The 24,597-nt window shown below is 37.3% G+C and carries 18 protein-coding genes; 8 read left to right on the top strand and 10 right to left on the bottom strand.

Translation table 11 applies throughout. The annotated features are described in order from the left end of the window. Nucleotides 1-117: 117 nt before the first annotated feature. Together ppsA and FXW07_RS17690 are read right to left on the bottom strand one after the other, a co-directional pair. On the bottom strand, nt 118-2,532 hold the full coding sequence (ppsA, locus tag FXW07_RS17685; RefSeq protein WP_229396847.1) for a phosphoenolpyruvate synthase: 2,415 nt from the start codon (nt 2,530-2,532) through the stop codon (nt 118-120). Nucleotides 2,533-2,904: 372 nt separating this feature from the next. Then, nucleotides 2,905-3,378, bottom strand: a complete 474-nt coding sequence (locus tag FXW07_RS17690; protein ID WP_229396849.1) for a nucleoside deaminase — start codon at nt 3,376-3,378, stop codon at nt 2,905-2,907. A gap of 189 nt (nt 3,379-3,567) precedes the next feature. On the opposite strand from FXW07_RS17690, the gene FXW07_RS17695 reads away from it, so the two are divergent. Continuing rightward, nucleotides 3,568-3,846 carry a DUF5661 family protein gene (locus tag FXW07_RS17695; RefSeq protein WP_229396851.1) on the top strand — a complete coding sequence of 93 codons (279 nt, stop codon included), beginning with the start codon at nt 3,568-3,570 and terminating at the stop codon, nt 3,844-3,846. 548 nt (nt 3,847-4,394) lie between these two features. After that, nucleotides 4,395-4,643, top strand: coding sequence for a hypothetical protein (locus tag FXW07_RS17700; RefSeq protein WP_229396853.1), 249 nt, complete (start codon nt 4,395-4,397; stop codon nt 4,641-4,643). A gap of 211 nt (nt 4,644-4,854) precedes the next feature. Here the strand turns inward: FXW07_RS17700 and FXW07_RS17705 are convergent, their stop codons facing one another. The 6 genes from FXW07_RS17705 to FXW07_RS17730 all read right to left on the bottom strand — a co-directional run bounded on the left by FXW07_RS17705 (nt 4,855) and on the right by FXW07_RS17730 (nt 10,447). Then, a complete protein-coding gene (locus FXW07_RS17705) occupies nt 4,855-5,124 on the bottom strand; it encodes a hypothetical protein (RefSeq protein ID WP_229396855.1) in 270 nt (89 codons plus the stop codon). 127 nt (nt 5,125-5,251) lie between these two features. Next, nucleotides 5,252-7,567 (bottom strand): tetratricopeptide repeat protein, encoded by a 2,316-nt coding sequence (locus tag FXW07_RS17710; protein WP_229396856.1) that lies wholly within the window; start codon nt 7,565-7,567, stop codon nt 5,252-5,254. Next, nucleotides 7,567-8,022, bottom strand: a complete 456-nt coding sequence (locus FXW07_RS17715) for a hypothetical protein (RefSeq protein ID WP_229396858.1) — start codon at nt 8,020-8,022, stop codon at nt 7,567-7,569. The genes FXW07_RS17710 and FXW07_RS17715 overlap by 1 nt, the downstream gene beginning before the upstream one ends. Nucleotides 8,023-8,026: 4 nt before the next feature. Beyond that, nucleotides 8,027-8,524, bottom strand: a complete 498-nt coding sequence (locus FXW07_RS17720) for a hypothetical protein (protein ID WP_229396860.1) — start codon at nt 8,522-8,524, stop codon at nt 8,027-8,029. 138 nt (nt 8,525-8,662) lie between these two features. After that, nucleotides 8,663-9,262 carry a class I SAM-dependent methyltransferase gene (locus tag FXW07_RS17725; RefSeq protein WP_229396862.1) on the bottom strand — a complete coding sequence of 200 codons (600 nt, stop codon included), beginning with the start codon at nt 9,260-9,262 and terminating at the stop codon, nt 8,663-8,665. A 210-nt stretch (nt 9,263-9,472) separates the two neighbouring features. Next, nucleotides 9,473-10,447, bottom strand: a complete 975-nt coding sequence (locus FXW07_RS17730; RefSeq protein ID WP_229396864.1) for a DUF2278 family protein — start codon at nt 10,445-10,447, stop codon at nt 9,473-9,475. A 745-nt stretch (nt 10,448-11,192) separates the two neighbouring features. On the opposite strand from FXW07_RS17730, the gene FXW07_RS17735 reads away from it, so the two are divergent. Genes FXW07_RS17735 through FXW07_RS17745 form a run of 3 tightly spaced genes read left to right on the top strand, consistent with a single transcriptional unit; the run spans nt 11,193 to nt 16,703 of the window. Beyond that, nucleotides 11,193-15,410: a hypothetical protein gene (locus FXW07_RS17735; protein WP_229396866.1), complete on the top strand. Its 4,218-nt coding sequence runs from the start codon at nt 11,193-11,195 to the stop codon at nt 15,408-15,410. A gap of 20 nt (nt 15,411-15,430) precedes the next feature. Continuing rightward, nucleotides 15,431-16,066, top strand: coding sequence for a sarcinarray family MAST domain-containing protein (locus FXW07_RS17740; RefSeq protein ID WP_229396868.1), 636 nt, complete (start codon nt 15,431-15,433; stop codon nt 16,064-16,066). A gap of 10 nt (nt 16,067-16,076) precedes the next feature. Next, entirely contained in the window at nt 16,077-16,703 is a 627-nt protein-coding gene (locus FXW07_RS17745; RefSeq protein ID WP_229396870.1) for a sarcinarray family MAST domain-containing protein, read from the top strand. Between the two features lie 100 nt (nt 16,704-16,803). Here FXW07_RS17745 and FXW07_RS17750 read toward each other — a convergent pair whose 3' ends face one another. Beyond that, the gene (locus FXW07_RS17750; protein WP_229396872.1) at nt 16,804-18,228 is read right to left on the bottom strand and encodes an SEFIR domain-containing protein; all 1,425 of its coding nucleotides are present in this window, start codon (nt 18,226-18,228) and stop codon (nt 16,804-16,806) included. Between the two features lie 318 nt (nt 18,229-18,546). On the opposite strand from FXW07_RS17750, the gene FXW07_RS17755 reads away from it, so the two are divergent. Continuing rightward, complete coding sequence (locus FXW07_RS17755) at nt 18,547-18,729, top strand: hypothetical protein (RefSeq protein WP_157206087.1); 183 nt, start codon at nt 18,547-18,549, stop codon at nt 18,727-18,729. Nucleotides 18,730-20,503: 1,774 nt separating this feature from the next. Then, on the top strand, nt 20,504-21,667 hold the full coding sequence (locus FXW07_RS17760; RefSeq protein ID WP_229396874.1) for an SIR2 family protein: 1,164 nt from the start codon (nt 20,504-20,506) through the stop codon (nt 21,665-21,667). Nucleotides 21,668-22,147: 480 nt separating this feature from the next. Here the strand turns inward: FXW07_RS17760 and FXW07_RS17765 are convergent, their stop codons facing one another. Further along, nucleotides 22,148-22,756, bottom strand: a complete 609-nt coding sequence (locus FXW07_RS17765) for a nitroreductase (protein WP_229396876.1) — start codon at nt 22,754-22,756, stop codon at nt 22,148-22,150. A gap of 777 nt (nt 22,757-23,533) precedes the next feature. Here FXW07_RS17765 and FXW07_RS17770 point away from each other — a divergent pair. Beyond that, complete coding sequence (locus FXW07_RS17770) at nt 23,534-24,592, top strand: acyltransferase family protein (RefSeq protein ID WP_229396878.1); 1,059 nt, start codon at nt 23,534-23,536, stop codon at nt 24,590-24,592. Nucleotides 24,593-24,597 lie beyond the last annotated feature (5 nt).

Raw genomic sequence — 24,597 nt, forward strand, 5'->3', positions numbered from 1 at the left:
ATAGCCTATGTTCCCCTTTTTTAATTATTTGCTGTCTTTTAGGTTTTTTTCAGCTATTCATTAGCTTTTGATTTCTTTTTCAGCTTTTCATTATCTTAATCTCTATTTTTTAGCTTTTCAGCTCCTTTCCAGTTCTTTTTCAGTCTCCAGAACCTTAAGGGTGATTTTCATGACCGAATCGGGATTAAGTGAAATGGAATCTATCTTTTCTTTTACCAGGAACTCCGCAATTTCAGGAAAATCGCTTGGAGCCTGTCCGCAAATCCCGCTATGTCTTCCATTCCGTTTTGCTCCCTGGACAGCCATTGCCATAATCTTAATAACACCGGGGTCCCGCTCATCGAATTCAGCGGCAAGAAGTTCTGAGTCCCTGTCAACGCCAAGGGTCAACTGGGTCAGGTCATTTGAACCTATTGAGAAACCGTCGAAGAATTTACTGAATTCATCGATAAGCAGAACATTGTTCGGAATCTCGCACATAACATAGACCTGAAGACCGTTTTCTCCCCTTTTGAGCCCGTTTTTTTCCATTTCGTCAATAACTTTCCGCGCTTCTTCAACCGTTCTGCAGAAGGGAATCATAAGAATAAGGTTTGTAAGCCCCATTTCGTCCCTGACCTTTTTCATAGCCCTGCACTCAAGAGCATATCCTTCCCTGTAGCGCTCATCAAAATAGCGGGAAGCTCCCCTGAACCCTATCATGGGGTTGCTTTCCTCCATTTCAAAATAGCTGCCTCCAAGCAGGCTTGCGTACTCATTGGTCTTGAAGTCACTCATACGAACTACAACCGGCTTAGGATAGAAAGCCGCAGCGATGGTACTAACTCCCTGGGCTAGCTGCTCGACAAAATAATCTTCTCTCCTGTAGCCTCGGGTAAGCTGCTCGATTTCCCGAAGGACTTTAAGGTCTTTAACCTTTTCAGGGTGCACAAGAGCCATCGGGTGCACCTTGATATAGCTTGTAATGATAAACTCCAGCCTTGCAAGCCCTATTCCGTCGTTTGGGATCATGGAAAGGCCAAAAGCCTCCTCCGGGTTTCCGAGGTTCATCATAATCTCGGTTTTCGGGCGTTTCATATCTTTCAGGATCAGGGTATCTTTATGAAAAGGAAGAATCCCTTCGTACACAAGTCCATCCTCTCCTTCGGCACAGCTAACCGTAATTTCCCTTCCTGTTTCAAGCACTTCGGTTGCATTGCCTGCTCCTACAACTGCAGGAATCCCCAGCTCACGGCTGACAATCGCTGCATGGCAGGTCCTTCCCCCTTTGTTCGTGACAATCGCAGCCGCGGTTTTCATTACAGGTTCCCAGTCCGGAGTCGTGGTATCCGCAATCAGGATTTCTCCCGGTTTAAAAGAAGGAAGGTCTGAGATATCAGGGATTACATGGGCTTTTCCGGATGCAATTTTGTCGCCTACGCTCCTGCCTCTTGTAAGGATTTCGGACCTTTTCTCAAGCACATAGGTTTCCAGGATATCTTTACGCCGCTGGGACTGAACCGTTTCAGGTCTTGCCTGCACTATGAAAAGTTCGCCTGTTATTCCGTCCTTTGCCCATTCAATGTCCATGGGTCGCGATTCCCCGTATTTCTCGGAGTAATGGTCTTCTATAGCAGTAGCATACCCGGAAAGTTTGAGCACTTCTTCGTCACTGAGACAGAAGCGCAGCCTGTCAGCTTCAGGAACCTCTATATTCCTGGTGAGCACTTTTGAATCGCCGCGCCCGTAGATCATCTTGATCTCCTTGCTTCCTACTTTTTTCTTGATAATCGGCTTAAAACCCTGCCTGAAAGTCGGCTTGAAGACGTAAAATTCATCGGGGTTGACCTGTCCTTGAACAATGTTTTCTCCAAGTCCATATGCCCCTGTAATAAAAACTACGTCTCTGAAGCCGGTTTCCGTATCCAGAGTAAAAATAACCCCGCTGGAAGCAAGGTCCGACCTGACCATTTTCATGACTCCTATGGAAAGAGCGACCTTGAAATGATCAAATTTATTGGTCACGCGGTAGGAAATAGCCCTGTCAGTAAAAAGGGATGCAAAGCAGCGTATGCACGCATCTCTAAGCCCTGGATACCCCCGAATATTCAGGTAAGTTTCCTGCTGGCCCGCAAAAGAAGCTGTAGGCAAATCTTCAGCCGTTGCCGAACTTCGCACGGCTACATCAGTATTTTCTCCATACTGCTCACATAGGCGGTCATACGCGGTCTTGATCTCCTCCCAGAGTCCATCCGGAATTCCTGCCCCAAGGATCAGGTCCCTTGCAGCTTTTCCCCTTTTTGAAAGTTCTGATACATCCGAGGTATCGAGTCCTTTCATTGTGCTTTTAAGTTTCTCTAGAATCCCTCCAGCTTTGAGGACATACCAGTAAGCCTCAGCAGTAACTGAGAAACCATTTGGGATTTTTACCCCCTTTGAAGTAAGCTCCCTGTACATCTCCCCAAGGGAAGCGTTCTTCCCGCCGACAATTGGGACGTCATCAATCGTAGTCTCTTCAAACCAGCGGATGTACTTACTTTTGTTATCAAACATCTCCCCGAAAATCCCCTTTTAAAATTATTTGCTGTAATCTAAAATATGCGACAATACATTTAAAGCTTCATGTAGAGTTTGGAAAGCTCTCCACTATATAAGCAAAGGACTCTTTATTAAGTCTAACCCTCAATATAATTATGCTGTAATAATATAAATAAGAATCCCGCTAAGTAAAAACTGGTAAAGAGCTTACCTGCAGATAAAAGCAGGAAGCTTAAATTTTAGTAAATAAATAGCAATAAATAATCCTTCCTTTAGAAAAATATTTATCGAAAAACATTTTTAATAAAAATTTACACCAAACATAGTTTTCTGTCGGATCTAAATTACTGGTTTTATTCTTGAATTTGAGTACTGGTTCTGGTTTTCTCAGTACTCTATCTTATTTTCGGACTCTTCCCACGCCTTAAAAGCCTTCAAGGCTTCTTCTCTTAGGAGCTGTCGAAATTCTATATTTCTCTCCTGCGGAGGGCGTGAGATCTCACTATAAATTCGAGAATCCGCAAAGCCAATTTTTTGAGCGTCAGATGACGTATTGGCAAAAACAACTTTACCAATTCTGGCCCAGTAAATCGCCCCAAGACACATTGGGCAAGGCTCACAGGAAGCATAGATAGTACAGCCGCTGAGATCAAAGGTATCGAGTTTCCGGGCTGCTTCTCTTATTACATTTATCTCGGCATGAGCCGTAGGATCATTAAGTGCAGTAACCATGTTGCAGCTCTCTGCAAGGATTTCCCCTTTTCTGACGATTACTGCCCCAAAAGGACCTCCGCCTTTCTTCACATTCTCAAGTGAAAGTTCGATTGCCCTTTTCATAAATAAAGAATCGTTGTCTAGCATTTTTGCTCTCTCATACTCTTTTATGGTCTTATTCACTTCTTCTCGAGATTTTTATCAAAAGTACAGTTCCTCTTTGCGAAGTAACTATAATACATAGCCTGGTTTTACAGGAAAATCCTTAAGTACAGATCTATTCAATAATATCAAATGATTATTAAACAATTGTCAAAGATTAAATAATCAGTTGGAGTGAGAAGTTTGACAAAAAAGCAATTTACTGCTGAAGAGGCAAAAACAGTTGGGGAACAGCTTGGAATAAAATGGGATGAGTTTGATGTTGATCAGTTCCGCAGAGGCATGGATGTTGAGCTCGAACATGGAACCCAGGATCCCTTGACAAATGTTACTAACGACGATCCCATAATGACAGGGAAAATCGCCCTGGCTCATCTGAACGAATTTCCAGATTACTATGATAGACTGGAAGAAATGGAAGAAGAAGCCGAGAAATTCTGGGAAAGTAAGTAAACACTGTGTTTCTTAATCTTGTTTTTATTATAAGAGAGCGCAGCGGATCACGAATATCCCGGCCTTTACAGGCTGTCCGACAATTACTGTTAGTAATGAAATCAAAGTTTCACTGGTGTACCCCGCAGCAAGCTAGCGGGGTATTCGACTGAAATAAAATTGGTTATTGGATAAGCTCACGCAGAGAACGAAATATAAAAGAAATATAAAAGAAATATAAAAGAAATATAAAAGAAATATAAACGAAAGTAGAAAAAGATGTAGTAAAAATTAGTTTGAACAAGTGGTAGAATTTAGCTAAATAATTTTTAAAGTTCTCCTATAAATTCTTTGTGGTTATGTTGTGTAATAACTTAATAAATTATGGCTGGTTTAAGTAATTATAGCCCAGTTAGGAGATAAGCCGCTTGAAAATTTTGAGTGTTCTTTATTACATCAAAGTAAAAGAAAAATCATTTCCACTTATGTTTTATATGTGATTGATATTCTATATCATGCAGTTCTAAATGCTAATATTGAATGGGGTTCATGAGTAGCATTTAGCGAAAATGCAGAGCAAGGTAAAAGAGGTTCGCCATTCCTCGACCCTGCCCTCCACAAATCCGAAACCCCGCCTGAGTGAAGAAGCTATCGAGGTTTTTTGCCATTCCTCCAGCTTTAGTTCAGAAGAGGTTTCAAGGGAAACGGAAATGAGGTTCGCCATTCCTTATTCCGGTTCCGTATATAAGAAGCAAAAAGAAGTGAGAGGAAAATCCCTCTCTATACTGTTTTTACCTCTCACTTCAATTCTTCTCTAACTGCAGCCCAGCTTTGATATCTATCGGCTCCTTTTGATTCTGCCCTTAACTTCAGCCTATGCTCTTTCATGATTATATATTTCTCAGCCCCTCCTATTCCAGCCTAGATTCTTGAAAAATACCCATCATGTAAACATCAATTTCTTCGTCTAGTAAAAATTTTACGTTATCATAAGAGAAATAACCCGCATCTGCCAGCACTATTGTCGGTTTATATCTCAGTGTTTCCTATAATATAAGGCTGCGGAACAAAATCAGGCCGCTTGCTCATGGTTTGCCCCATTTTGATAAAAGTCGGCCCGAGCTCTTCGAAAGCCTCCCTGAGTTTTACAGCCGTCTGCCTATTTTCGAGATCATAAGTACAGGTGCACTCAGGATTTGAAATATAATTGGTGCGCAGATCCCGGTAGAGTTCAGGAATAAGGTTGTATTTTAAAAGAACCCGTGTGACCTCAAGGTAACGCTTTGTTTTCCCCAGCATCCGTAAATAAAAAAGATCTGCTAATTTATATAGTTATTTTATGCCGTTTTTAATTTAAGCGGAAACTTGTGAGCTCTAGTGAAAAGTTAATCCACAAGATTTAAAGAACTAAAAATAATTTTAGAAATCAATTATTTGAAATTGATATTGCCTCAAATTTTTCAAGTTCCTGTGCTAAACTGTTTGGGATTTGGCTTATATTATACTCCTTACCTTCTATCTTATTATTCAAAGCTTCAAGGAACAAACCAAAATATTTTTCATTATTTTGCCCTCTCAACAATGTTATAAACTTCATTAACTCTTCTTGATCCATTTTTTGCATGCGGAAAATCAAGTGGTAACAAGTTCTTATATATATTTTGGAATTAAACTTTGCAGTTTCCAACGACTTGAAATAATATTCATATCTCTCATCTCGTTCGATTGCAATGTCTCCAAGTAATAGATATACTCTTCTGAGTAATTCATAATTTTTACTTTTATTAGAAGCGAAAGCAACTGATTTTGCTCTAATATCGGCTTCCATAAAATTATTATTCTCGTAAAAAGCTTTTGCATATTCAAAAGTTGTTTTTTGCAATTCAAAGGAAGCACCTAGTTTTCTAAGAAGCTCAAAGGATTTCTTGAAACATTTTTCTGATTCATACATATCTTCTTTTTTAGAAGCAACCATTCCAAGCCCTCTTATCGCTGTTGCTTCACTAAGAGGAATCTCTAAACTCTCCGCGAGTTCGAAAGATTTACGATAATTATCTTCTGCTAATTTGAGGTTCTTTATTTTTTCCTTTTTTTCAGCAATATATTTACTTAAATACATATCTCCAAGTTTTTCGAAAATACCTATCTGCTGAGGCTTTGCTCCAATAACTTTGACAATATTCATTGACTCATTAAGAAAGTTCATGGCATCGTTATATCTATCTTCAAGCCTTGAAAGCTCCCCCAAATTTTCAAATATCGGAACCTTTGATATTGGAGCAAGTTTTTCTGCTTTTTTGAGTGCTTTTTCCAGACATTTTTTTGCTCTATCCCAATCGCCATTTTTGATATTAAGTTCCCCAAAATGTCTATATATTATTGAAATCCCTTTTGTATCACCAAGTTCTTTTTTAAGTTTTAAACTTTTTCTGAAAAATTCTCCTGCTTTTTCCCATTCTCCGCGATCTTTATATAAAACTCCTAGATTTCCAAATGAATCCGAAATTCCTTTCTTATCTCCAAGTTCTTCTTTAAGCTTTAGACTTCTTCTGCAAAATTCCTCTGCTTTTTTCCATTCTCCTCGTTCTTTATACAAAACTCCAATATTTTCTAGAGTAATTGAAATTCCTTTCTTATCCTTAAGTTCTTCTTTTATTTTGAGACTTTTTCTGTAAAATTCTTCTGCTTTTTCCCATTCTCCACGGTCTTTATATAAAACTCCTAGATTTCCAAATGAATTCGAAATTCCTCTCTTATCTCTAAGGTCTTCTTTAAGTTTTAGATTTTTTTTATAAAATTTTTCTGCCTTCTCCCATTCCCCTTGATCTTTGTATAAAACTCCTAGATTTCCAAATGAATTTGAAATTCCTTTCTTATCTCCAAGCTCTTCTTTTATTTTGAGACTTTTTTCATAATATTCTTCTGCTTTATCCCAATTCCCTTTATGTTGATACAAAATCCCAATATCTGCAAAAGAATATGCAATTCCTTTCTTATCTCCTAGCTTTTCTTTTATTTTTAGACTTTTTTCGAAAAACTCTAGTGCTTCATTCCATTCTCCTTTATATTGGCGCACAATCCCGAGATTAGTAAAGGAATTTGAGATTTCTTTAAGATATCCAAAATTTTCTCTTATTTCTCGACTTTTCTCATAATATTCTTCTGCTTTATCCCATTCTCCTTTACTTTTATACAAGATACCTATGTCTGTAAGTGAATATGAAACTCCTTTTTTATCCCCTAATTCTTCTCTTACTTTCAGGCTTTTTTCGAAAAACTCTAATGCTTTTTCCCATTCCCCTTTATCTCTGTATAAAACCCCAATATCTGCAAAAGAGTATGTAATTCCTTTTTTATCCCCTAATTCTTCTCTTACTTTCAGGCTTTTTTTGAAAAACTCTAGCGCTTTTTCCCATTCTCCGCGATCTTTATATAAAACCCCAATATCTGCAAAAGAGTATGCAATTCCTTTTTTATCCCCTAGTTCTTCTCTTACTTTCAGGCTTTTTTCAAAAAACTCTATTGCTTTTTCCCATTCCCCTTTATCTCTGTATAAAACCCCAATATCTGCAAAAGAGTATGCAATTCCTTTTTTATCCCCTAGTCCTTCTCTTATTTTCAGGCATTTTTCAAAAAGCTCTAATGCTTTTTCCCATTCCCCTTTTTTCTGAAATTCAATGGCATTTTCTTGAATATTTTTTGCTTGCCTTAATTTCCTTGAGTTTGCTTTTTGAAATGCCATTAAATCCCTTCTTTTTTAGCAGGTATAGGCTGTCTATTCCAGTCTTCTTTAATAATTTCTTCTTTTGGGGTCAAGTTATCAAGTGCTCGGTTAATCTTTTCCATAAACTGATTAATGTCTTTAGGTATAGGCTTTATGAGATTTTTCATATCTTCCGGAATTTTTATTTCTTTTTCTCCATCAGGATAACCTATGATCTTTAATCCTTTCCCCATTGCATATCCGAGTTCCCAAGAGTTCACATAATCCGGTTCTTCGTTGGTATTAACTACGTAAATACTGCTACCTACACATTCATCAATCTCATCTCTGGAATATTCTAAATCATCGTGCTTGGGAATACACTTTATAAACACATCTTTTGATATTGGTATCCTTCCATTTAGATATTCTTGAATGTGTGTATTCTCGACGGAAATTTTGTCACAGGATAAAAAGATATAATATTTCCCCATTGATTCACACCAGAATTTTCTTCAGAGCTTTCACATTATTTTTTGAGATGGCAAGTAGATAAGTTGCATCATTTTTAATCTCATATAACTCCTGACTATTTAACAAATTCTTAAAATCATTTGGAGTAAAATCTCCTTCAATATATTGCATGTTTCTATTAATGGCAGCCTTCATTTGCAATAGTTTTTGCAAATCGTTTCCTTCAAGGTATATGAGGCTACCGTGATTGTAAATGATTTGATCAAGAGTTTTTGAAGAAGAAATTAGTTGTTTTATACTGTAATCAATTCCTAATTTTTCATGTTCAGTAACGACTTCAATGATAGTAGTACAAGCTAAGAAAAGTGGATAATAAAGAGTAGCTTTTTTCTTATTTTCAGTATCAAAATGCCGGAGAACTAATGTAGATATAGAGCCAAATATTCCAGATCCGATAATTATACTTATTAAATTACTTTGACCACTCACAGTTTCTAGAATTTCTGTGGCATTAAAGCACATAACTAGTAAAAATAAATTAATCAATTAATACTTTTTGTTTTAATCTTATAAGTCATTCTGCTTGGAATTTACCAATATTAAAATGCTAAAACGTCAATTTCACGGAAATAGACAAAGAAATCGACTATATTTAAGAAATTACGGCCTTGCTCGAATCTTCCTGAAAACGTCCTTAAAAGCCAGTTTTTTCGCTTCCTTAATTGTAAAGCCGGCTTTTTCGATATTCTTCACCGTATGCCGGGTTGCATGATCCCCAAGCAAGAAAAACAGAACCGGATTAATTAAATGTTCTATGAAGTCAACAAAAGGGTAGTCACTGTGCACATGCTCAAGAGCTATATATTCCCCTGATGGTTTCAGGACTCGTCTCATTTCTTTAAGAGCTTTAACTGGATCAGGAATTGTACATAGAACAAAAGTTGTGACCACATAATCGAAACTGTTATCCGGAAATTCAAGATGTTCGGCATCCATAGGATAAAGGGTAATGTTTTTCCTTTCCTCGGCTTTTTCCTGGGCTCTCCGGAGCATGCCTTCGCTTTTGTCGATACCTATTACCCTACAGCCTACCGGATAGAATTCCAGGTTTCTTCCGGTTCCCACCCCGATTTCCAGAATTTTTCCGCTCAGGCTTGAAAGAGCTTCTTTTCTCCATTCCCGGAAAAAGAAATATTCCAGAGGCAAATCTATCAGTTCGTATATGGGTGCAATTCGGTTATACTTTGAAACAACGGACATTAAGCAAATTTACGCGTTTCTCATGATTAGCTTTTTTGGGATATGCAAGGAAAATTATCAGTAAGAAGGGAAGATGTTCAAATGTAGATAAAATTTTGATAAATCTCAAAATTTTTCCCTATAATACGAAGCGTAAAACCTAAGCGTAAAACCTAAGCGTAAAACCCAAGTGTAAAACCTTAATGACACAAAAAAGTTAATGGAATGGACTTAGAAAATTATAGTCCATCCTTCTCTGGAGGCATCCTCCTCGGTATAGCTAACTCCGTCCACCTTCAGGCCCTTGTCATCCAGAAGGGTTATAATGCCTCCGGTTTTGGGCAGTTTGAAATATCCTTGTGTGATCGGAAATCGCAGGGTGGAGCCTGGGTCTATGGTTCCTGTCAGGCCTGTCTTCTTCTTCTTCCTGTCAACCAGTTTCCATCCGTCAAGCATAATAGGCTCAGGTGTGGCATTAAGGACGGTTACACTACTTTCAAATCCTGCTCCCGGGTTCACCAGGGCAGCAACTATAGACACGCGCTTTTCGACAATCTCCGGGATTGCGTGGCCTGTGGCATCTTCAGTGTGGAAGGACTGGGACTGGAAAGCAAGAAAGACGGCTACCCATCGGTTTTCGTCCGGATAGTGAAATATTATGCCACCATCCTGCCATACGCCATCGTCGTTCATCCAGTCAGAGCTATTTCCCTGGTTCATGTGTATATCGTGGATACCATTCCCAGGCTTGAAACCGAAGTACTTATCACGCTTATCCTCCTCTGGCCCCCATCGCTGGCCAAAGGCATAGATTTCGCTGTTCTCCATGGAAATTGCTTTCTGTACATATTTATGGAAAAGCTCATTGAGGTCGTTATCAGGTCCAGGAAGGTCTGGAGGCAGCAGTTTCATCTGCATGGCATCAAAGAGGTTGCCTCGAATGAAGTCCAGCGCCATTCCATCAGGCTTGCTCTCCAGTTCCTTAAAACCAAAGGGTAGATTCACCAGGTCTTTCAGGATAGGATGGCTGAAATCTTCATCTGCATAGTATAGCACAGTTGAAGGCTCAACCTGGGATTTGACATTAATGGCTATCCTGAAGAGGTCGTCATTACTTACTTTCACCTGAAAGTGAGGGCTTGATCCCTGGCCATTCCTCGTATCTATGGCCTTTCCTTTGAGTACACCATATCCGTTTAAAGGCATAATATCTACTCTCCAAGCTATTGAAGACCCGCACATCCTGGAACTTTGATAATTTACTGAAGTTCAGATGCTTTGCTAGATTTGAACGCCTTTTTATTCTTCTGAATCGCCAAAAATTAGAACTGGCTCCGCTAGCATTCGACTATTGGCAATCAAAACCCAGGAAATCAAGAATGAATCTACTTAATATGTCAGGTCCTTGCAGTAGTTGTTAAACTAATAATTAAATTAATGAGAATAGGTTGTCAATATAAAAATCTTTAACTGAAATTATATAATTATTTTAAACTTATTATGTTCCAGATTGATTTTTAAAAAAGTATCCAAAATACATCATTGGTTATCCAGCTATATATCAACCCTGCAAGACAGAAAATCTTAGTACTTTATCTAAATACACATTTATCTAAATACACATGAAAAGAATTATAATAGCATGACAATTATCTGGCAACTCCCTGAAAATAAATCTCTTTATGATTTTGCCCTGATCTTCTTGAAAACATCCCGGAAAGCTTTTAGTTTTTACTTATTCATTATGATATTTTTTACTTATTCATTATGATATTTTTAACTTATTCCTACGTATATTTCCATATTTAGTTATACCCAATTTATTGTTCTTAACAAGGTGTTTTCCTCTTAGAAGTAAAGTATTTATTGTGTAAACTCTTTAATATTTTTTAGATTTGGTTGGCTTATTAGTTGATTTATTTTTACATTCCTGTTTTTGGAGATGGGGTTGATGGTCGGGAAGTTCTCTAACGATTTTTCATCTTTCATTGAAGATAGCAGTGCCTATATACCCTATGCTGTGATTGGAATTTTCATTTTGCTTGCTGCAACCTTTACTTCAACATATCTTTTAAAAATAGATAGCAAAGTCGCTGAAACCATTTATACGACCGAGAATAGTGATCCCAGGCAGGATGCCATTAACCTCGCCTCGTTCGACCTTGCTCGCTGCCTCAATTATGCAGGAATGGAAGCCCTTGAATGGCAGGGAGAACACCCTGTAATCCTGCCTGAAGGCGATGCCGTTAGCAGGCTTTCAGAAGACGGTTTTATGGTAATCCCAAAAAACCAGAACCTCGAAAGAGAGGACACACTTCAGATTTCTATAAATCTGCCTTCCGATATCTGGGGCAAGATAGAATCCCTCTGGAAAAACCGGGATATTTTGCTAATTGTCAATGACTCTTCAGGCCGCGAAATCAAGAATGTGAACTACGGCCAGGCAACCGGCTTTTTCCAGAAGGTTTCACTTGAGGAAGCCGTAAAAATTCCGGACTCGGCAGCCTCGGGATACGCTTCAATTGAACTTTATTACGGGGATGAACTCAAAGCCTCTGACTGGTTCGTGATTGAAGTAAGTCCTGTAAAAGATATCACAGCAGATGCTTTTAACACGCTGCTTTCTACAAACTACCAGGGAAACAGCCACACTTTCAGGGAATATGCAATTAATGTGGAACCTGACATAGAATCCGGACAGATAAAAATAAGAAAAGTAACCGGAACTCTGCAGCGTGAAATTTCACCTACTGACAAAAATTACACTATTTATTATGTTTTTGAAATTCCTGCCCTGAACTATACCCTTGTTAACCTTGAATCCGGAGAAAGTTTCAATAGTAGTATGAAGCTTTCCACACTGATCACGTCAAGGGAACCTCTTCTAGAAGAGCTTGTCAGGGAGTACGAAACCGAGCTTGGAAACTCTTCGAGGCTTGACTCGACATCAAATTTAGTGCTGGGAGCAACGAACCTGAGGACTTTTATCTACGGCCCCTGGCAGCATTATGCAAACGGCCCTCTCAATATCCTGACCAATCCTGCACTTTCAAGTTCAATCAATGGGGCTACACTTTATACCCAGAAGAGAATTTTTGATTCGGTTGACCCTCTGGCTCTTACCTACACAAGCTACTATAATGGAAAAGTCCTCTACGAAGACATTTCCAATTCCAGAAGAGAGAATACAGGTTTAAGCTTGAATTCCAGTTTGAACTCTACCAGTCTTAACAACTCAGTTTCGGCTTACGAAATGGATAAAGGTGTAAACCTGACAACGACCTACGATTCTCTCGCCCAGAATAAATCCTTCTCTCTGGATATTGAAAAAAGTATAGATGAATCCCTTAAAGCGACAAACACTTCTTTTGAAGACCTCTCCAAAAGTTCAAAAATCGAACTTTCAGCATCCGATTATACCGACGGGGTTCTTGACGGCTGGGTCTTCAACGACCATGTGTGGACAGAGAAAAATCCTGACCTCATCCATTCGGTCACGGACAGCGTTTATACCGCATCAGTCCAGGGACAGGTCCTGAGAGATGGCTTTGATTCTCCAGACTCGATGAGCTCTCTAATCACTGCAAATTTTGACCCGGAATCAGTTTCGTTCAGCGGGCAAACTGTCAGGTGGTATTCGAGATATTATGCATCCGGAACGCACAGGGGGTCTCTTGTGCCGTCTTATTCCTGGAATTATCCAACCCAAGTTTCTTACTCCGAATCCTTAAACCCTTCAATTGACCCTCCTGAAGGAGATGTAACCAGCTGGTTGGTCACATCGGCATCTGTCAGCCTGAACTCGGTTGATATAACCGATGTGAAGATTGAACCTCATTTCTCCTACGTAAGTAACGATACTCTTATGGTCGAAAACCGAAGCGAAGGCTACCTGGATAGGGAATATCACGTTTTTGACTGGAGAATAAGGTACGATATATCCTACAAAATAAGAACAAATTGGAAAATAGACTATGCTTACGATTATACCTACAGATGGAAAACCAGGGAACAGTTGCCTGATGGAAACTACACAACTGTGACGCATTCTGATACGTCAAGCGGTTCGGATTCCCAAACTGCAAGCAAAATCAATATCGTATCCCTTTCTCATGCCGAAACCGAAGATGAAAACCTAACAATAATCTACCACAAATGTCCTCCAGCGGGCGGCTATTCCGGTTTGTTGACTTATTCTGACCCTATCGAGCGAGAATACCGGGAAACAACCCTCTATTTGAACAATACAGGCAATAACGACATAGAAAATAGCATAGAAAATAGCATAGAAAATAGCATAGAAAATAGCATAGAAAATAGCATAGAAAATAGCATAAACAACAGTACAGACAACGGTACAACTAAAACCGAAAGGTTTGACCCATGCTGTTCCGATGCTGCCGACAAATACAGAGATGCATATCTGGATTTAAGAGAAATAGAAAGCATGTTCTGGGCTTATCCTGATGGAAAATATTTACCCAAACATGCTGTTAATTGCGATATCCCATCATGGTTACACCGAATTATGGCAGAAGAAGTACTTTCGATGTTAGACTCGGTGGAAAAGGACAATCCGTCCTTCAATTATTCTCTTCTTGATTCTCCCGGTCAGGACCCAACAGCCCTTCAGGTAGAAACTGCGGAAAAACTTGTTGTGGAACTGGAAAAAGACCGGGACGCTTACGTAAATAAAGAACAGTACCTAACGCCGTCAGGAACAATGTACGCTTCAAGTGACTCGGCCAGGTACATTGCAAAAAGTGAAGCATACAGCAAGCTGCTTGAAGATATCGGCCAGAAAAACCGTAAACTGGATTCTGACCTCAATTCCTATATCCTCAAAGCCCTTGAGAAAAAAGGCCTTGATACCGGTCTGCTTGACAGCGTGACCTCAGGCCCTATGACCCTTTTTAATAATCCTGCAATCGAGAAGGCTGCTTCAGTTCTGGGGAAGGACATGGGTATAATCTCAACAATGACCGTCACCGGCCAGCCGGAAAGCAAATACAACTGGACAGAAAATCTGACTCTGATCGTTGACCAGAAACCGAACTATCTATACCATGATCCTGATTTCGACCTGAGAAAGGAATACGAATGGACTGACACCATGAGCGGAAAAACGATTTACCCCCTGGGTGTCCGGAATACCTGTGTTTTCACAACAGGCATTTCCGAGGAAATTGGAGATATTATCGCTTCAAGCGATGAATACGTAAAAACTGAAATGGCACAGCAGATCAGCCAGAGTATTTCCAACCTGAATGCAGAAGTTTTCCTGCTTGAACAGAATCTCAGCGAGCAGAATATTTCGCTGGATACAACTCGTCTTGACACGGAAGTTTATAACCTGAAACACATGTATGCGCAGGAAATGAGGTCTCCGATTCTTGAAAATGTAGTTCAAGAGGTTAGTTCAAACCCTGTTATTTCCGACTGCATAGAGGATAGCCGAATCAGAGAAGTCACGACAACTTACCTTAACAGGCTTTCGGACAATGAAATTCTCGAAAAATCTACAACGGATGCACTGGCAGTTGAACTTGCTTCTATAATGAAAACGGAAATTCGAGATTCAAACCCGCCTGTTGAACCTGATGAACTTGAAGCTATTCTGAATAGAGTGGACACCGATATTAAAATCGGAGTTGCAGATGGGATCTGCGCAGTTACAGTAAACAAAGGTGAAGTTATCGACACAGGTTTCAGGAAAATCGATGGGGAGCTGAAAAATCTGGCAAATGAAACTGCTGATAAATATTCCGGTGAAATCGGAGACAAAATTTCAAAAAAACTGGATGGGACGATGGCAGCTGTTCCATGTGGGTTGCCGGTATTGCCGCCGCACTGGATTTTTACGGTTAATGTGTGGTCATATGAAGTGAAAGGAAAATATGAGATTTTTACAGTTATTGATAACGACAATGAAGTGATCCCTGAACCTTATTTTGGTCACAAAGGTCAGAAATATGTAAGAAAAGATGAGCTTATCATGCATCCATCAAAGACAAATCATGATGGAACCGTTTTATGGCTCGGAAAAAACGCTCCAATAACGTTTCAGATGAATGGGTATGCTGCAACAATTGTTGGACCTGGACCAAAAGGTGTTGGAGATAAAACTGGTGGCTACTTAGAAGAATCAATTGGTTATAATGATTTATAAAATAAGTTGGGAGAAAATACATGAACGTGAATTATTTGTTAATAGGGTTTTTGATAGGCTTAATATTAATTTCACATTTAGCTACAGCAAGCAGCCCTTATGGTAAAATGGATGTTTATTATAATGACAAGCTGTTACCAGGAAAAGAGGTTGCAAAACCAGTTTTAAAGATTGGAGAGCCATTCAACATTGGAATTAACCTAACAGTTTACCAAAAATGTTACGTCTCCGTAATGATGTCTGAAATTGGAGATAATGACTTTGAAATTATTAGCGGTTCAACTTCTAAAATGAAAGACTATGGAACAGAAATTCTCGACAAAAACTCTACTAAAATGTATGAATGGACTGTTAAACCGACTGGTAACTGGGCAGGTGGATCTATACCAATCAACTTAGTATATCAAATAAACGATTTTGAAACAAGAGATATTTTAGTAAACAGCGGCTTTACAGTTGCCTACTGCACAATCTCCAACGAACATTACCAAGGCGAAACTCCTACTTTTAAGCAGTCTGAGTCCAAAAATCAACCCACTTCAAAAAAGCCAGCTTCAGAAAATTCACCTTCATCAGCATCTGTACCAGCTTTCAATTTAGTAACTGCAATTTCGGCACTTGTGCTTGTATTCCTCAGATTATCTCGCCAGTATTAGGTGCAGAAATATGAGAGCAAAACTGATTCTAATTGGAGCATTTTGTATAGTTTTATTAACAGGAAATGCAGCTGCAGATAGTCCATATGGCAAAATAGATGTATACTACAATGATAAGCTTCTTCCAGGCGCGGAAGTGGCAAAACCTCTCCTAAAGATTGGAGAGCCATTTAATCTCAAAGTAAACATGACTGTTTATCAAGAATACAAAGTATCTGGTCAACTCACCGGGTTAGGGGAGGGATACTTTGAGGTTATAGATGGACCCTCAAAAATGAATCGATATTCAAGTACAATTTTGAAGGCAAATGAATCTCATATTTTTGAATGGACGGTCGTACCAACAGATAAATGGGCTGGTGGATCGCTTCCAATTAATTTTCACTATTCAATAGTAGAAAAAGGCAATCCTGAACCTGTAGTAAATAGTGAATTCACCATCGCCTACTGCACAATCTCCAACGAATATTATCAAGGTGAAACTCCTACTTTTAAGCAGTCTGAGTCCAAAAATCAACCCACTTCAAAAAAGCCAGCTTCAGAAAATTCATCTTCATCTTCATCAGCACCAGCTTTCAGTTTAGTAACTGCGATTTCGGCACTTGTGTTTGTATTCCTCAGATTCTCTCGACAGTAAATGAACTTGAAGCTATTCTGAACAGAGTGGATACTGACATCAAAATCGGAGTTGAAAACAGGATCCGCGTAGTTATAGTAAACAAGGTGGCTCTTTAGTGTCACAAACAATAAGCATTTTGCAACTCTTCATCCAATTCATTAAGTTCATTAATTAATTCCGTTACATTAAAAATAATTTTATTCTTTAAATATTCTATTTTTGTAAATGTTTCATTACTATAAGGATCCTTTTTGATTATCTTCAAGACTTCCTTTGATTTTTTACATTTCAATGTGGTAGCCCAGACATGCCCACCGAATGTTCCTTTGCCTGTAATTACGGTTGCATAAAGTTTGAATAAAAATTCTTCCTTTCTTTCATCCTCTTCTAGAGCGCTCTTTCCATTCTCTTTTCCAATTAAAATGGCGATATCACTTTCAAAAGAGGTTGGAATGTTTGAAATATTAAGGCTCTCAATAGTAGTTTTTAGTGCTATAAAATGTTCCCTATAGTTCTCCAAATGTGAAATTATTTGTGGCATATTTGTATTGAGAATCTCATCTCTTTTATATATAAAAACTAAATTTTCATCTTTTAAACGGAATCTGTTACTTTCTTCACAAATTCGAATAAATTCACACCCATCGAATTTAAGATTTAAATTTATAGCTTTATTCTCTAAATTAAGAATATAATCTCCATTTTCGAAATATAGCTTTATATACTTTGCATAGTCCCTCAAAGGTCTAACTACTTTTTCAATAATTTTTTCTGCATTTTCTCTTTTAAAGTGATTCTCATCTTCTGAATTTTCAATTTTTTCATTTGAAAGACTGGTGAAAGTTTCATGAATCTTTGAGCTCTGAGGCTCAGGAATTATTTTTCTTAATTTACCAATCATAGGTTTCTGGTTACTCTCAGCTATCTCTCCTTCTTCCTTTTGCGTGCTTACGGATGATGAGCAATATTTTGGTGTTATGAGCCTCAGTTCCCCAATGTCTGGCTTTATGACAAGTTTTTGATATGTAAGACGAGCATAAAGTTCATCATAAGTTTCATCATTAATTTCCTCCATATTAAGCACGTAATAAGTGGCACTTTTAAGAATTGAAGGAATATATTCTGAATCCTCAGGAGAAAACACAATAGGTATACACTTATTGTTAGCTTCGGAGTAGTATAGTTCTTGTGTTATAATTGCACCTTCCCACTTTACACCCCTGCCTTTTCCAATTTCATCCTTACCCTTAAACCTTTTTTCATAGTTTTCCGTACAGACGATTAGGACAAAATCAGCTTCTTCGATTTGATTGATCATCCACTGAATCCATCCTTTTGGAGGAGAAGTTTCGTACTGATCTATATTACAATCAACTCCTTCTCTACGCAAATGTTCTGAAAGCCGGAACACATTTTCTTTATGCTTATTAGAATCATGACTGTAACTTATGAAAACCCTAGGACTATTTGGAACATTATCACACTGAGTCTCATTTAAATTAGTATACATTTTAAGGAACTCTTGTTCTCCCGATGTACTCATGCTCTTCTCTCATCGCTTTTAATTTCATGGACTGACAGTAATTTTTCTAACAATATCTAATGCAAATTATGATATAAGTTTAATACTATTTTACATATTAAATTTATTGCTAGTAATCTAACGTCCATCGTAAAAAACAGGTTAGAAATATAGGTCGAGAAACTTAATTCAACTAGAAGGTTTCAGTACTATTGATCTATCTCATCCCTTGCCAATCACTCCTAAGAAACCAAAGCTAAATAGCAAAACTCAAAATATATAGAATATATCCAAAAACTATATAACAAATTTGGTTTATTTATATTTTGGAGGTACAAAGTGATTCGATTCAAAAAATACCCAGGATCCATACAACTCTTATTTTCAACAAAAAAGCTTCGTCTCGGAGTGACCTCTTTCTCAATCGATGCACTTGTACTTCCAGACAGATCTCCTTATGAGCTGCAGATTGCTCTCGTCTGCAGCTCACAAGATCAAAATAGCAAATCAACAATTGCGTAATAAGTTATTACAGTTCAGTGATCTCAGCTTCATTCTTATTTCAAAGGAATTTGAAGAGTTTATTGTATTTATGCTTGCTGACGTGGTAAATGACTGGAATTGCTGAGGTTCTGTGACCTGCACAGACATTGAGAGCCTAAAATAAACACCATGGAAACACTTAAATATTTTTAACACTGATATTCGTATGCAGACCTATTTCCTAGGTTTGGTCTGTAATCATAAGGGGCAGGTCTTATTCTTTCCCTGCCCCTCACAAACCCGTTGGCGGGGTTGCTCTTCCCCGACTACTTATATCTTGTTTTTTGAGTAGAATTTTGGAATAAGTTTGTAGAACAAGTAAAGTCACTAAAATAAAACTCAGTAAAAAACTTAACACTTTGGCACTAATAAAATGGCGCTTTCGTAGTGAGCATCTGAATTTCTGTAAACATCGGCGAGCAGGTTAAAAATCGGTTCGTCATCCAGATTACGAGTATTTTTTGCTTCTTCTAGCCACCTAACTCCATTTACACTTTGAGCCACAGATAGGTGATTCCAATTCATTAATTAGTAAAATTCACACAATTATTGTATCAGTGCTATTATTTTTCTCAATAGCAATAATCAAAATATATATAATATATTCAAAAACTATATGATAAATTTGGTTTATTTATATTTTGGAAGTACAAAGTGATTCGATTCAAAAAATACCYAGGATCCATACAACTCTTATTTTCAACAAAAAAGCTTCGTCTCGGGAGTGACCTCTTTCTCAATCGATGYACTTGTACTTCCAGACAGATCTCCTTATGAGCTGYAGATTGCTCTCGTCTGCAGCWCACAAGATCAAAATAGCAAATCAACAATTGCGTAATAAGTTATTAAAGTTCAGTGATCTCAGCTTCATTCTTATCCTCTTTTGTTTCATCCATGTTAAAGCTATTTCCACAAGTTGTCTCAAAACTACATTTGATTCTACAAATTGGATAATGTGCTGTACTTCAAGGCAAATATATATCTGAATTCCAGAATAATTTTCAATCTAAATTTAAAGTCAACAATTCCAATTATCCAATTGTAGAAATGGGTCGAGTTTTGAGACAACCTAACAGATAAATTATTAGAATAGCGGGAATCCAAAATATGACAATTCCAAGATCAATATAATTTCACTGGTACCTATTATTCATTGACCTCAATCCTTTTTCAAAGAAATTTGAAGAATTTATTTCAGTCGAATGCCCCGCTAGCTTGCTGCGGGGATGGAAACTTCCCCGGTAACCGTTGATGATTATATTATTTGTCAATTCCATTTTTCGGTTGTTAACTTCTGCTCAAACTAAGCCGTTTAGGGTTATTATTTTCTTTAACGGAATTTCGAGCGGTGGCGCGTACATACCCGTTGCTTGCAGCGGGGTTCGCCAGCGCAACTTTGATTATTTTAAATTGTATTTCTCCATTTACTCATTTATTTGAACCTTATATATTCAGTAAAAGTTTTCCTTCTTGTTTTTGGTACGGTTTTGAAAAACCAAAAACAAGACAAACTTACCGCCCAAGGTAATGAGGAGATCAATAGTCAAAAAAGGTGGGGTAAACTACTTTCATTTCTTTGTGCCTGTTATTCGAAGAATTTCATGTGTGTTTTGGTAGTAACAAATGAGATCCCAGATAATCTCAATACTAAATTTTTGGAAATTTCTCCAAAAACGATAGTGAAAAATTATTCATTTCAAGAAGACATCTCCGGAAAGACAGTTATATTATCTTTTGAGTCATAATATTCTTTATGAGTACTCCATTAAAACTTGAATATGTCCAATTAGATAAAATTGATGAAAGAATTCTATTACTAGGTGCCGGTTTTAGTAAAAATTTTGGAGCTCCGTTAGCAAATGAAATGTGGTATTTAATATTTAATCATAAGGAAATTCAGTCAAAACCACGAATTAGAGAATTTATGCTAAATAACTTTGACTATGAAGACGTTTACAATTCTGTATTAGAAGGTTTTGAAGACAAAACGGGACTATTTGGCGAAAAATACTCATTTATCGAATTCAAAGATGATGAAAAAGATGCTATCAGGGAAGCTACAAACTTTGCATATGGGTACATTGATCACGTTTTCAGCCAATTTATGGAATATACGGAAAACTCCACAAAAGACGAAACGCGACAAAAAGAGATACTTACAGGTGTTTCTCAATTTATATCTCTTTTCCAGCAAGTTTATGATTATTTGACAGCTGATGAAAATGCATACTGTTTCGCCAATGGAGATAAGTTAAAGGTGTCCTCAGGTAAAAACTCTTTCATATTTACTCTCAATCAAGATTTATTTTTTGAAAAATGTTACCAAAAAATTTGTACTGAAATGGATTATCAAAAAATTTGTATCCCAGGAATTAAGGAAGAAAATGGTTCTGATTTAGTTAAGTTACCAAGCGAAGGTAAATTATATAGCAATAATATTTTGTCAAACGAAAATTTTTTCCTAATAAAGCTTCATGGTTCATATAACTGGCAAGGTATTGACGGCAATAAAGCAATGGTTATTGGAAAAAATAAAATCAATCAAATCAATAAAGAACCTCTCTTAAGCCTTTATTTCGAAATCTTTAAAAAAGTGCTCTCCCAAGACCAACATCGATTGCTTATAATAGGTTATGGCTTCGGCGACGATCATATCAATCATGTAATCTCGGATTCCATAGCAAATCATGGACTAAAAATATACATTCTTTCACCAGGATCAATTGAAAAATTGAAAGATAAAATAACAAAAGATAGCGAAAATTCTATTACGCTAGAAGAACATGAAAATTTGGTTACTATCTATAAAGGAATTTCAGGTTACTTTCCTTATACAGAGATTTTTACAGGAAATGATACTCTCGATAAACCAATAAAAGAGTACTTTAAAAGCGTTTTCTTAGACGATGATAAATAAAGACTCTTCGCCATTTCCTATGGATAAGATGATTTTTAATTAGTGAGCATCTGAATTTCTGCAAACATCGACGAGCAGGTTAAAAACCTGTTCGTCATTCAGATTACGAGTATTTTTTGCTTCTTCTAGCCACCTAACTCCATTTACACTTTGAGCCACAGATAGGTGATTCCAATTCATTAATTAGTAAAATTCACACAATTATTGTATCAGTGCTATTATTTTTCTCAGTATTATTTAAGTAGATGCTACTACTTATTATATCCAGGAACGGGAACATATTCTCATAACTGTATTAACCAACCCAAGTATATACACCACCACCCCCGTTCCAAAAAACGGTTCTCATCGTCGCCGGCTATCAACCCTCTTTTCATATTCTTCAAAAAAGATAAGTGAATAAAAACACTGTGGATAGGCTCTAAATAGATTGTAAACCCGAACAGTGGGAAATTTATATTATGCCCTTATTTCGAAGGGTTAATTTATCCATTTTAATATGACATCAGCATTACGAGCAGGCGCTTTAAGGTTCTGCTTTGCTGGGTATCCGAAGATCAGCGGCGCGATAAGCTTATGACCCTCTGGCACTCCTACCTCCTTCAGGAATTCCATATCGTAGCCCAGGCCTTCAGCCAGACCTATCCAGCAACTGCCGATTCCTAAAGATTGAGCTGCAAGCATCATATTCTCAGCGGCTAGAGAACAGTCATGCTCATTGATAACATTGGGAGACGCAAACAATAAAATGAGAACAGGCGCTTCATAGAAGATTCGAGTTGCCGGTTTCGATAAAAATTGCACAAATTTTGCCAGCTCTGGGTTTTCGGTATCTTTGTATGCAGCAAGGAAAGCTTTCTTAGCACGGTCATCATATTCCTCGATGAGCTGCTTATTTTTTATGACCACAAACCGCCATGGCTGCTTATTCACGGCTGTGGGGGCATATGTTCCCGCTCTTATAATCTCTTTGATTATTTCGTCAGAAACCTCTTTATCAGAAAAATTGCGCACAGATCGACGCTGGTAAATATTGTCTAGCACTGCATTTAAAATATTTTCTCCGGTAGTTATGCTATTGTCGGTCAAGAACTCACCATTAACAGAATAAAGAGCGAATCTATTTAATTGCTATCTCAGATTAAAAACAACGTTTATCGATGTTGTATCCTGAAATGATTTTGCAAGTTCAAAACCATTTGGAAGTTCAATATACAATACAACAACAAGCGACGTAAAAGGTTAAACGCTGAGTAAACTCCAGTTCATTTGGTATTTTGGAACGATTATGTAAAAGAAACAAATATTGAAGTTAAATTAAAATATTAGGTCATCTGGATACGATATTAACGTAATAAGAGAAATCAAAACACGAAATCAAAACACGAAATCAAAACACGAAATCAAAACACGAAATCAAAACACGAAATCAAAACACGAAATCAAAACACGAAATCAAAACACGAAATCAAAACACGAAATCAAAAAACAAAATAAATTCAGGATAAAACACTCTCATTTTATATAGTTTAAGATTTAAAGCACACCGGATTTTCAGTTTAACTTAAATATGTCTTAACGTACGTTGTAGGTCAGATTTTTAAAAATAAGTACTGAAATTAAGTTAACAAAATTTCACTAATCAAGCTGTCTCAAACCTACAGTCAATTCTACAATTGAGAGAATTCATCCTGCTTTAAGGCAGATATATAACTGAACTTTAGAGTAACTTCCGGTCTGATTTTAAAGTCAACAATGTCAAGTTAATTATCTAATTATAGAAATGGATCGAGTTTTGAGACCGTCTGTACTAAAAAATTTTAGAAGATATTACTAAAAATGGCTTGAATTTTTAGAGGTAACAAGTTGGATAATATTACTAAAAACAATCGGCTTCTTTGGATTGATATAATTCGAATTATTGCAATAATTGCCGTCGTAGCTATTCACGTAGAAGATTCGTTTATTTTTTACTGGAATAAAATCCCACTTACAGATTGGTGGGCATCAAACATATATAACGGATTCATACGGTTTCCGGTGCCCATTTTCCTCATCTTAAGCGGTTATTTGTTGCTGGATAAGCAAGAAGATGACAAAATATTCTTTTCAAAACGATTTAGCAAGGTCGTTATACCTCTAGTGGCATGGTCAATGATATATTGGGTATTCAAGAATAATTTTAATGTGCTTAGCTTATTCACTGCTAATTTTGTGCAGCAATTATTTGCTAACAAAATATATTTTCATTTATACTTCCTCTATGTAATCATCGGATTATATCTCATTACTCCTTTGCTACGCAGAATCCTGGTGCATGCAAGTGCTTATGATGTACGTTATTACTTGGTATTGTGGCTTTTCTTTGTACCCATAAGTAGCTTATTAGGATTACTCGGATACAGAAATGGAATACCCTTAGTGGCTGCAACCTGGGATTTTGGTTTTTTTTTCATAGGCTATGTAATTAAAAAAACCAGGATAACTAAGAAAATAGTATACTTATCCAGTCTTATGGTTATAGTTTCAATAGTAGTTACGATCATTGGGACCTATTATCTTACTGGTCGGAGTGAATATTTTTACGGTTCGGTTCATGTTTTGTTTGCCATAACATCAGTAACTTATTCGCCATGTCTGTTTATATTGATAAAGGCGATATTCAGTCGCTTTTCAGTAGGTATAGGGTCGGCATCTGGTAAATTAATAAACGCAATTGGTAGAGCAACTATGGGAATATACCTTGTCCATCCAATGCTATTACATTTTATATTACACGGAGTGTCAGGGATACGTTTGTTATCGGTAAAGGTATTAAGCCCAATCGTATCAATTCCGTTGGTGACTTTTTTACTGGTTGTTTTATCATTTATTATTGTGTTTTTTTTACAAAAAGTACCTTTACTTAAAAAGATTGTTCCATAACCTCT

This window comes from Methanosarcina sp. DH1 (genome assembly GCF_020804205.1).
Classification (GTDB): domain Archaea; phylum Halobacteriota; class Methanosarcinia; order Methanosarcinales; family Methanosarcinaceae; genus Methanosarcina; species Methanosarcina vacuolata.

Bases quoted from the DNA above. Each gene is read 5' to 3' on its own strand.
- ppsA (WP_229396847.1), bottom strand. From the start codon at position 2,532: ATGTTTGATAACAAAAGTAAGTACATCCGCTGGTTTGAAGAGACTACG.
- FXW07_RS17690 (WP_229396849.1), bottom strand. From the start codon at position 3,378: ATGCTAGACAACGATTCTTTATTTATGAAAAGGGCAATCGAACTTTCA.
- FXW07_RS17700 (WP_229396853.1), top strand. From the start codon at position 4,395: ATGCAGAGCAAGGTAAAAGAGGTTCGCCATTCCTCGACCCTGCCCTCC.
- FXW07_RS17705 (WP_229396855.1), bottom strand. From the start codon at position 5,124: ATGCTGGGGAAAACAAAGCGTTACCTTGAGGTCACACGGGTTCTTTTA.
- FXW07_RS17710 (WP_229396856.1), bottom strand. From the start codon at position 7,567: ATGGCATTTCAAAAAGCAAACTCAAGGAAATTAAGGCAAGCAAAAAAT.
- FXW07_RS17715 (WP_229396858.1), bottom strand. From the start codon at position 8,022: ATGGGGAAATATTATATCTTTTTATCCTGTGACAAAATTTCCGTCGAG.
- FXW07_RS17720 (WP_229396860.1), bottom strand. From the start codon at position 8,524: ATGTGCTTTAATGCCACAGAAATTCTAGAAACTGTGAGTGGTCAAAGT.
- FXW07_RS17725 (WP_229396862.1), bottom strand. From the start codon at position 9,262: ATGTCCGTTGTTTCAAAGTATAACCGAATTGCACCCATATACGAACTG.
- FXW07_RS17730 (WP_229396864.1), bottom strand. From the start codon at position 10,447: ATGCCTTTAAACGGATATGGTGTACTCAAAGGAAAGGCCATAGATACG.
- FXW07_RS17735 (WP_229396866.1), top strand. From the start codon at position 11,193: ATGGTCGGGAAGTTCTCTAACGATTTTTCATCTTTCATTGAAGATAGC.
- FXW07_RS17740 (WP_229396868.1), top strand. From the start codon at position 15,431: ATGAACGTGAATTATTTGTTAATAGGGTTTTTGATAGGCTTAATATTA.
- FXW07_RS17745 (WP_229396870.1), top strand. From the start codon at position 16,077: ATGAGAGCAAAACTGATTCTAATTGGAGCATTTTGTATAGTTTTATTA.
- FXW07_RS17750 (WP_229396872.1), bottom strand. From the start codon at position 18,228: ATGAGTACATCGGGAGAACAAGAGTTCCTTAAAATGTATACTAATTTA.
- FXW07_RS17760 (WP_229396874.1), top strand. From the start codon at position 20,504: ATGAGTACTCCATTAAAACTTGAATATGTCCAATTAGATAAAATTGAT.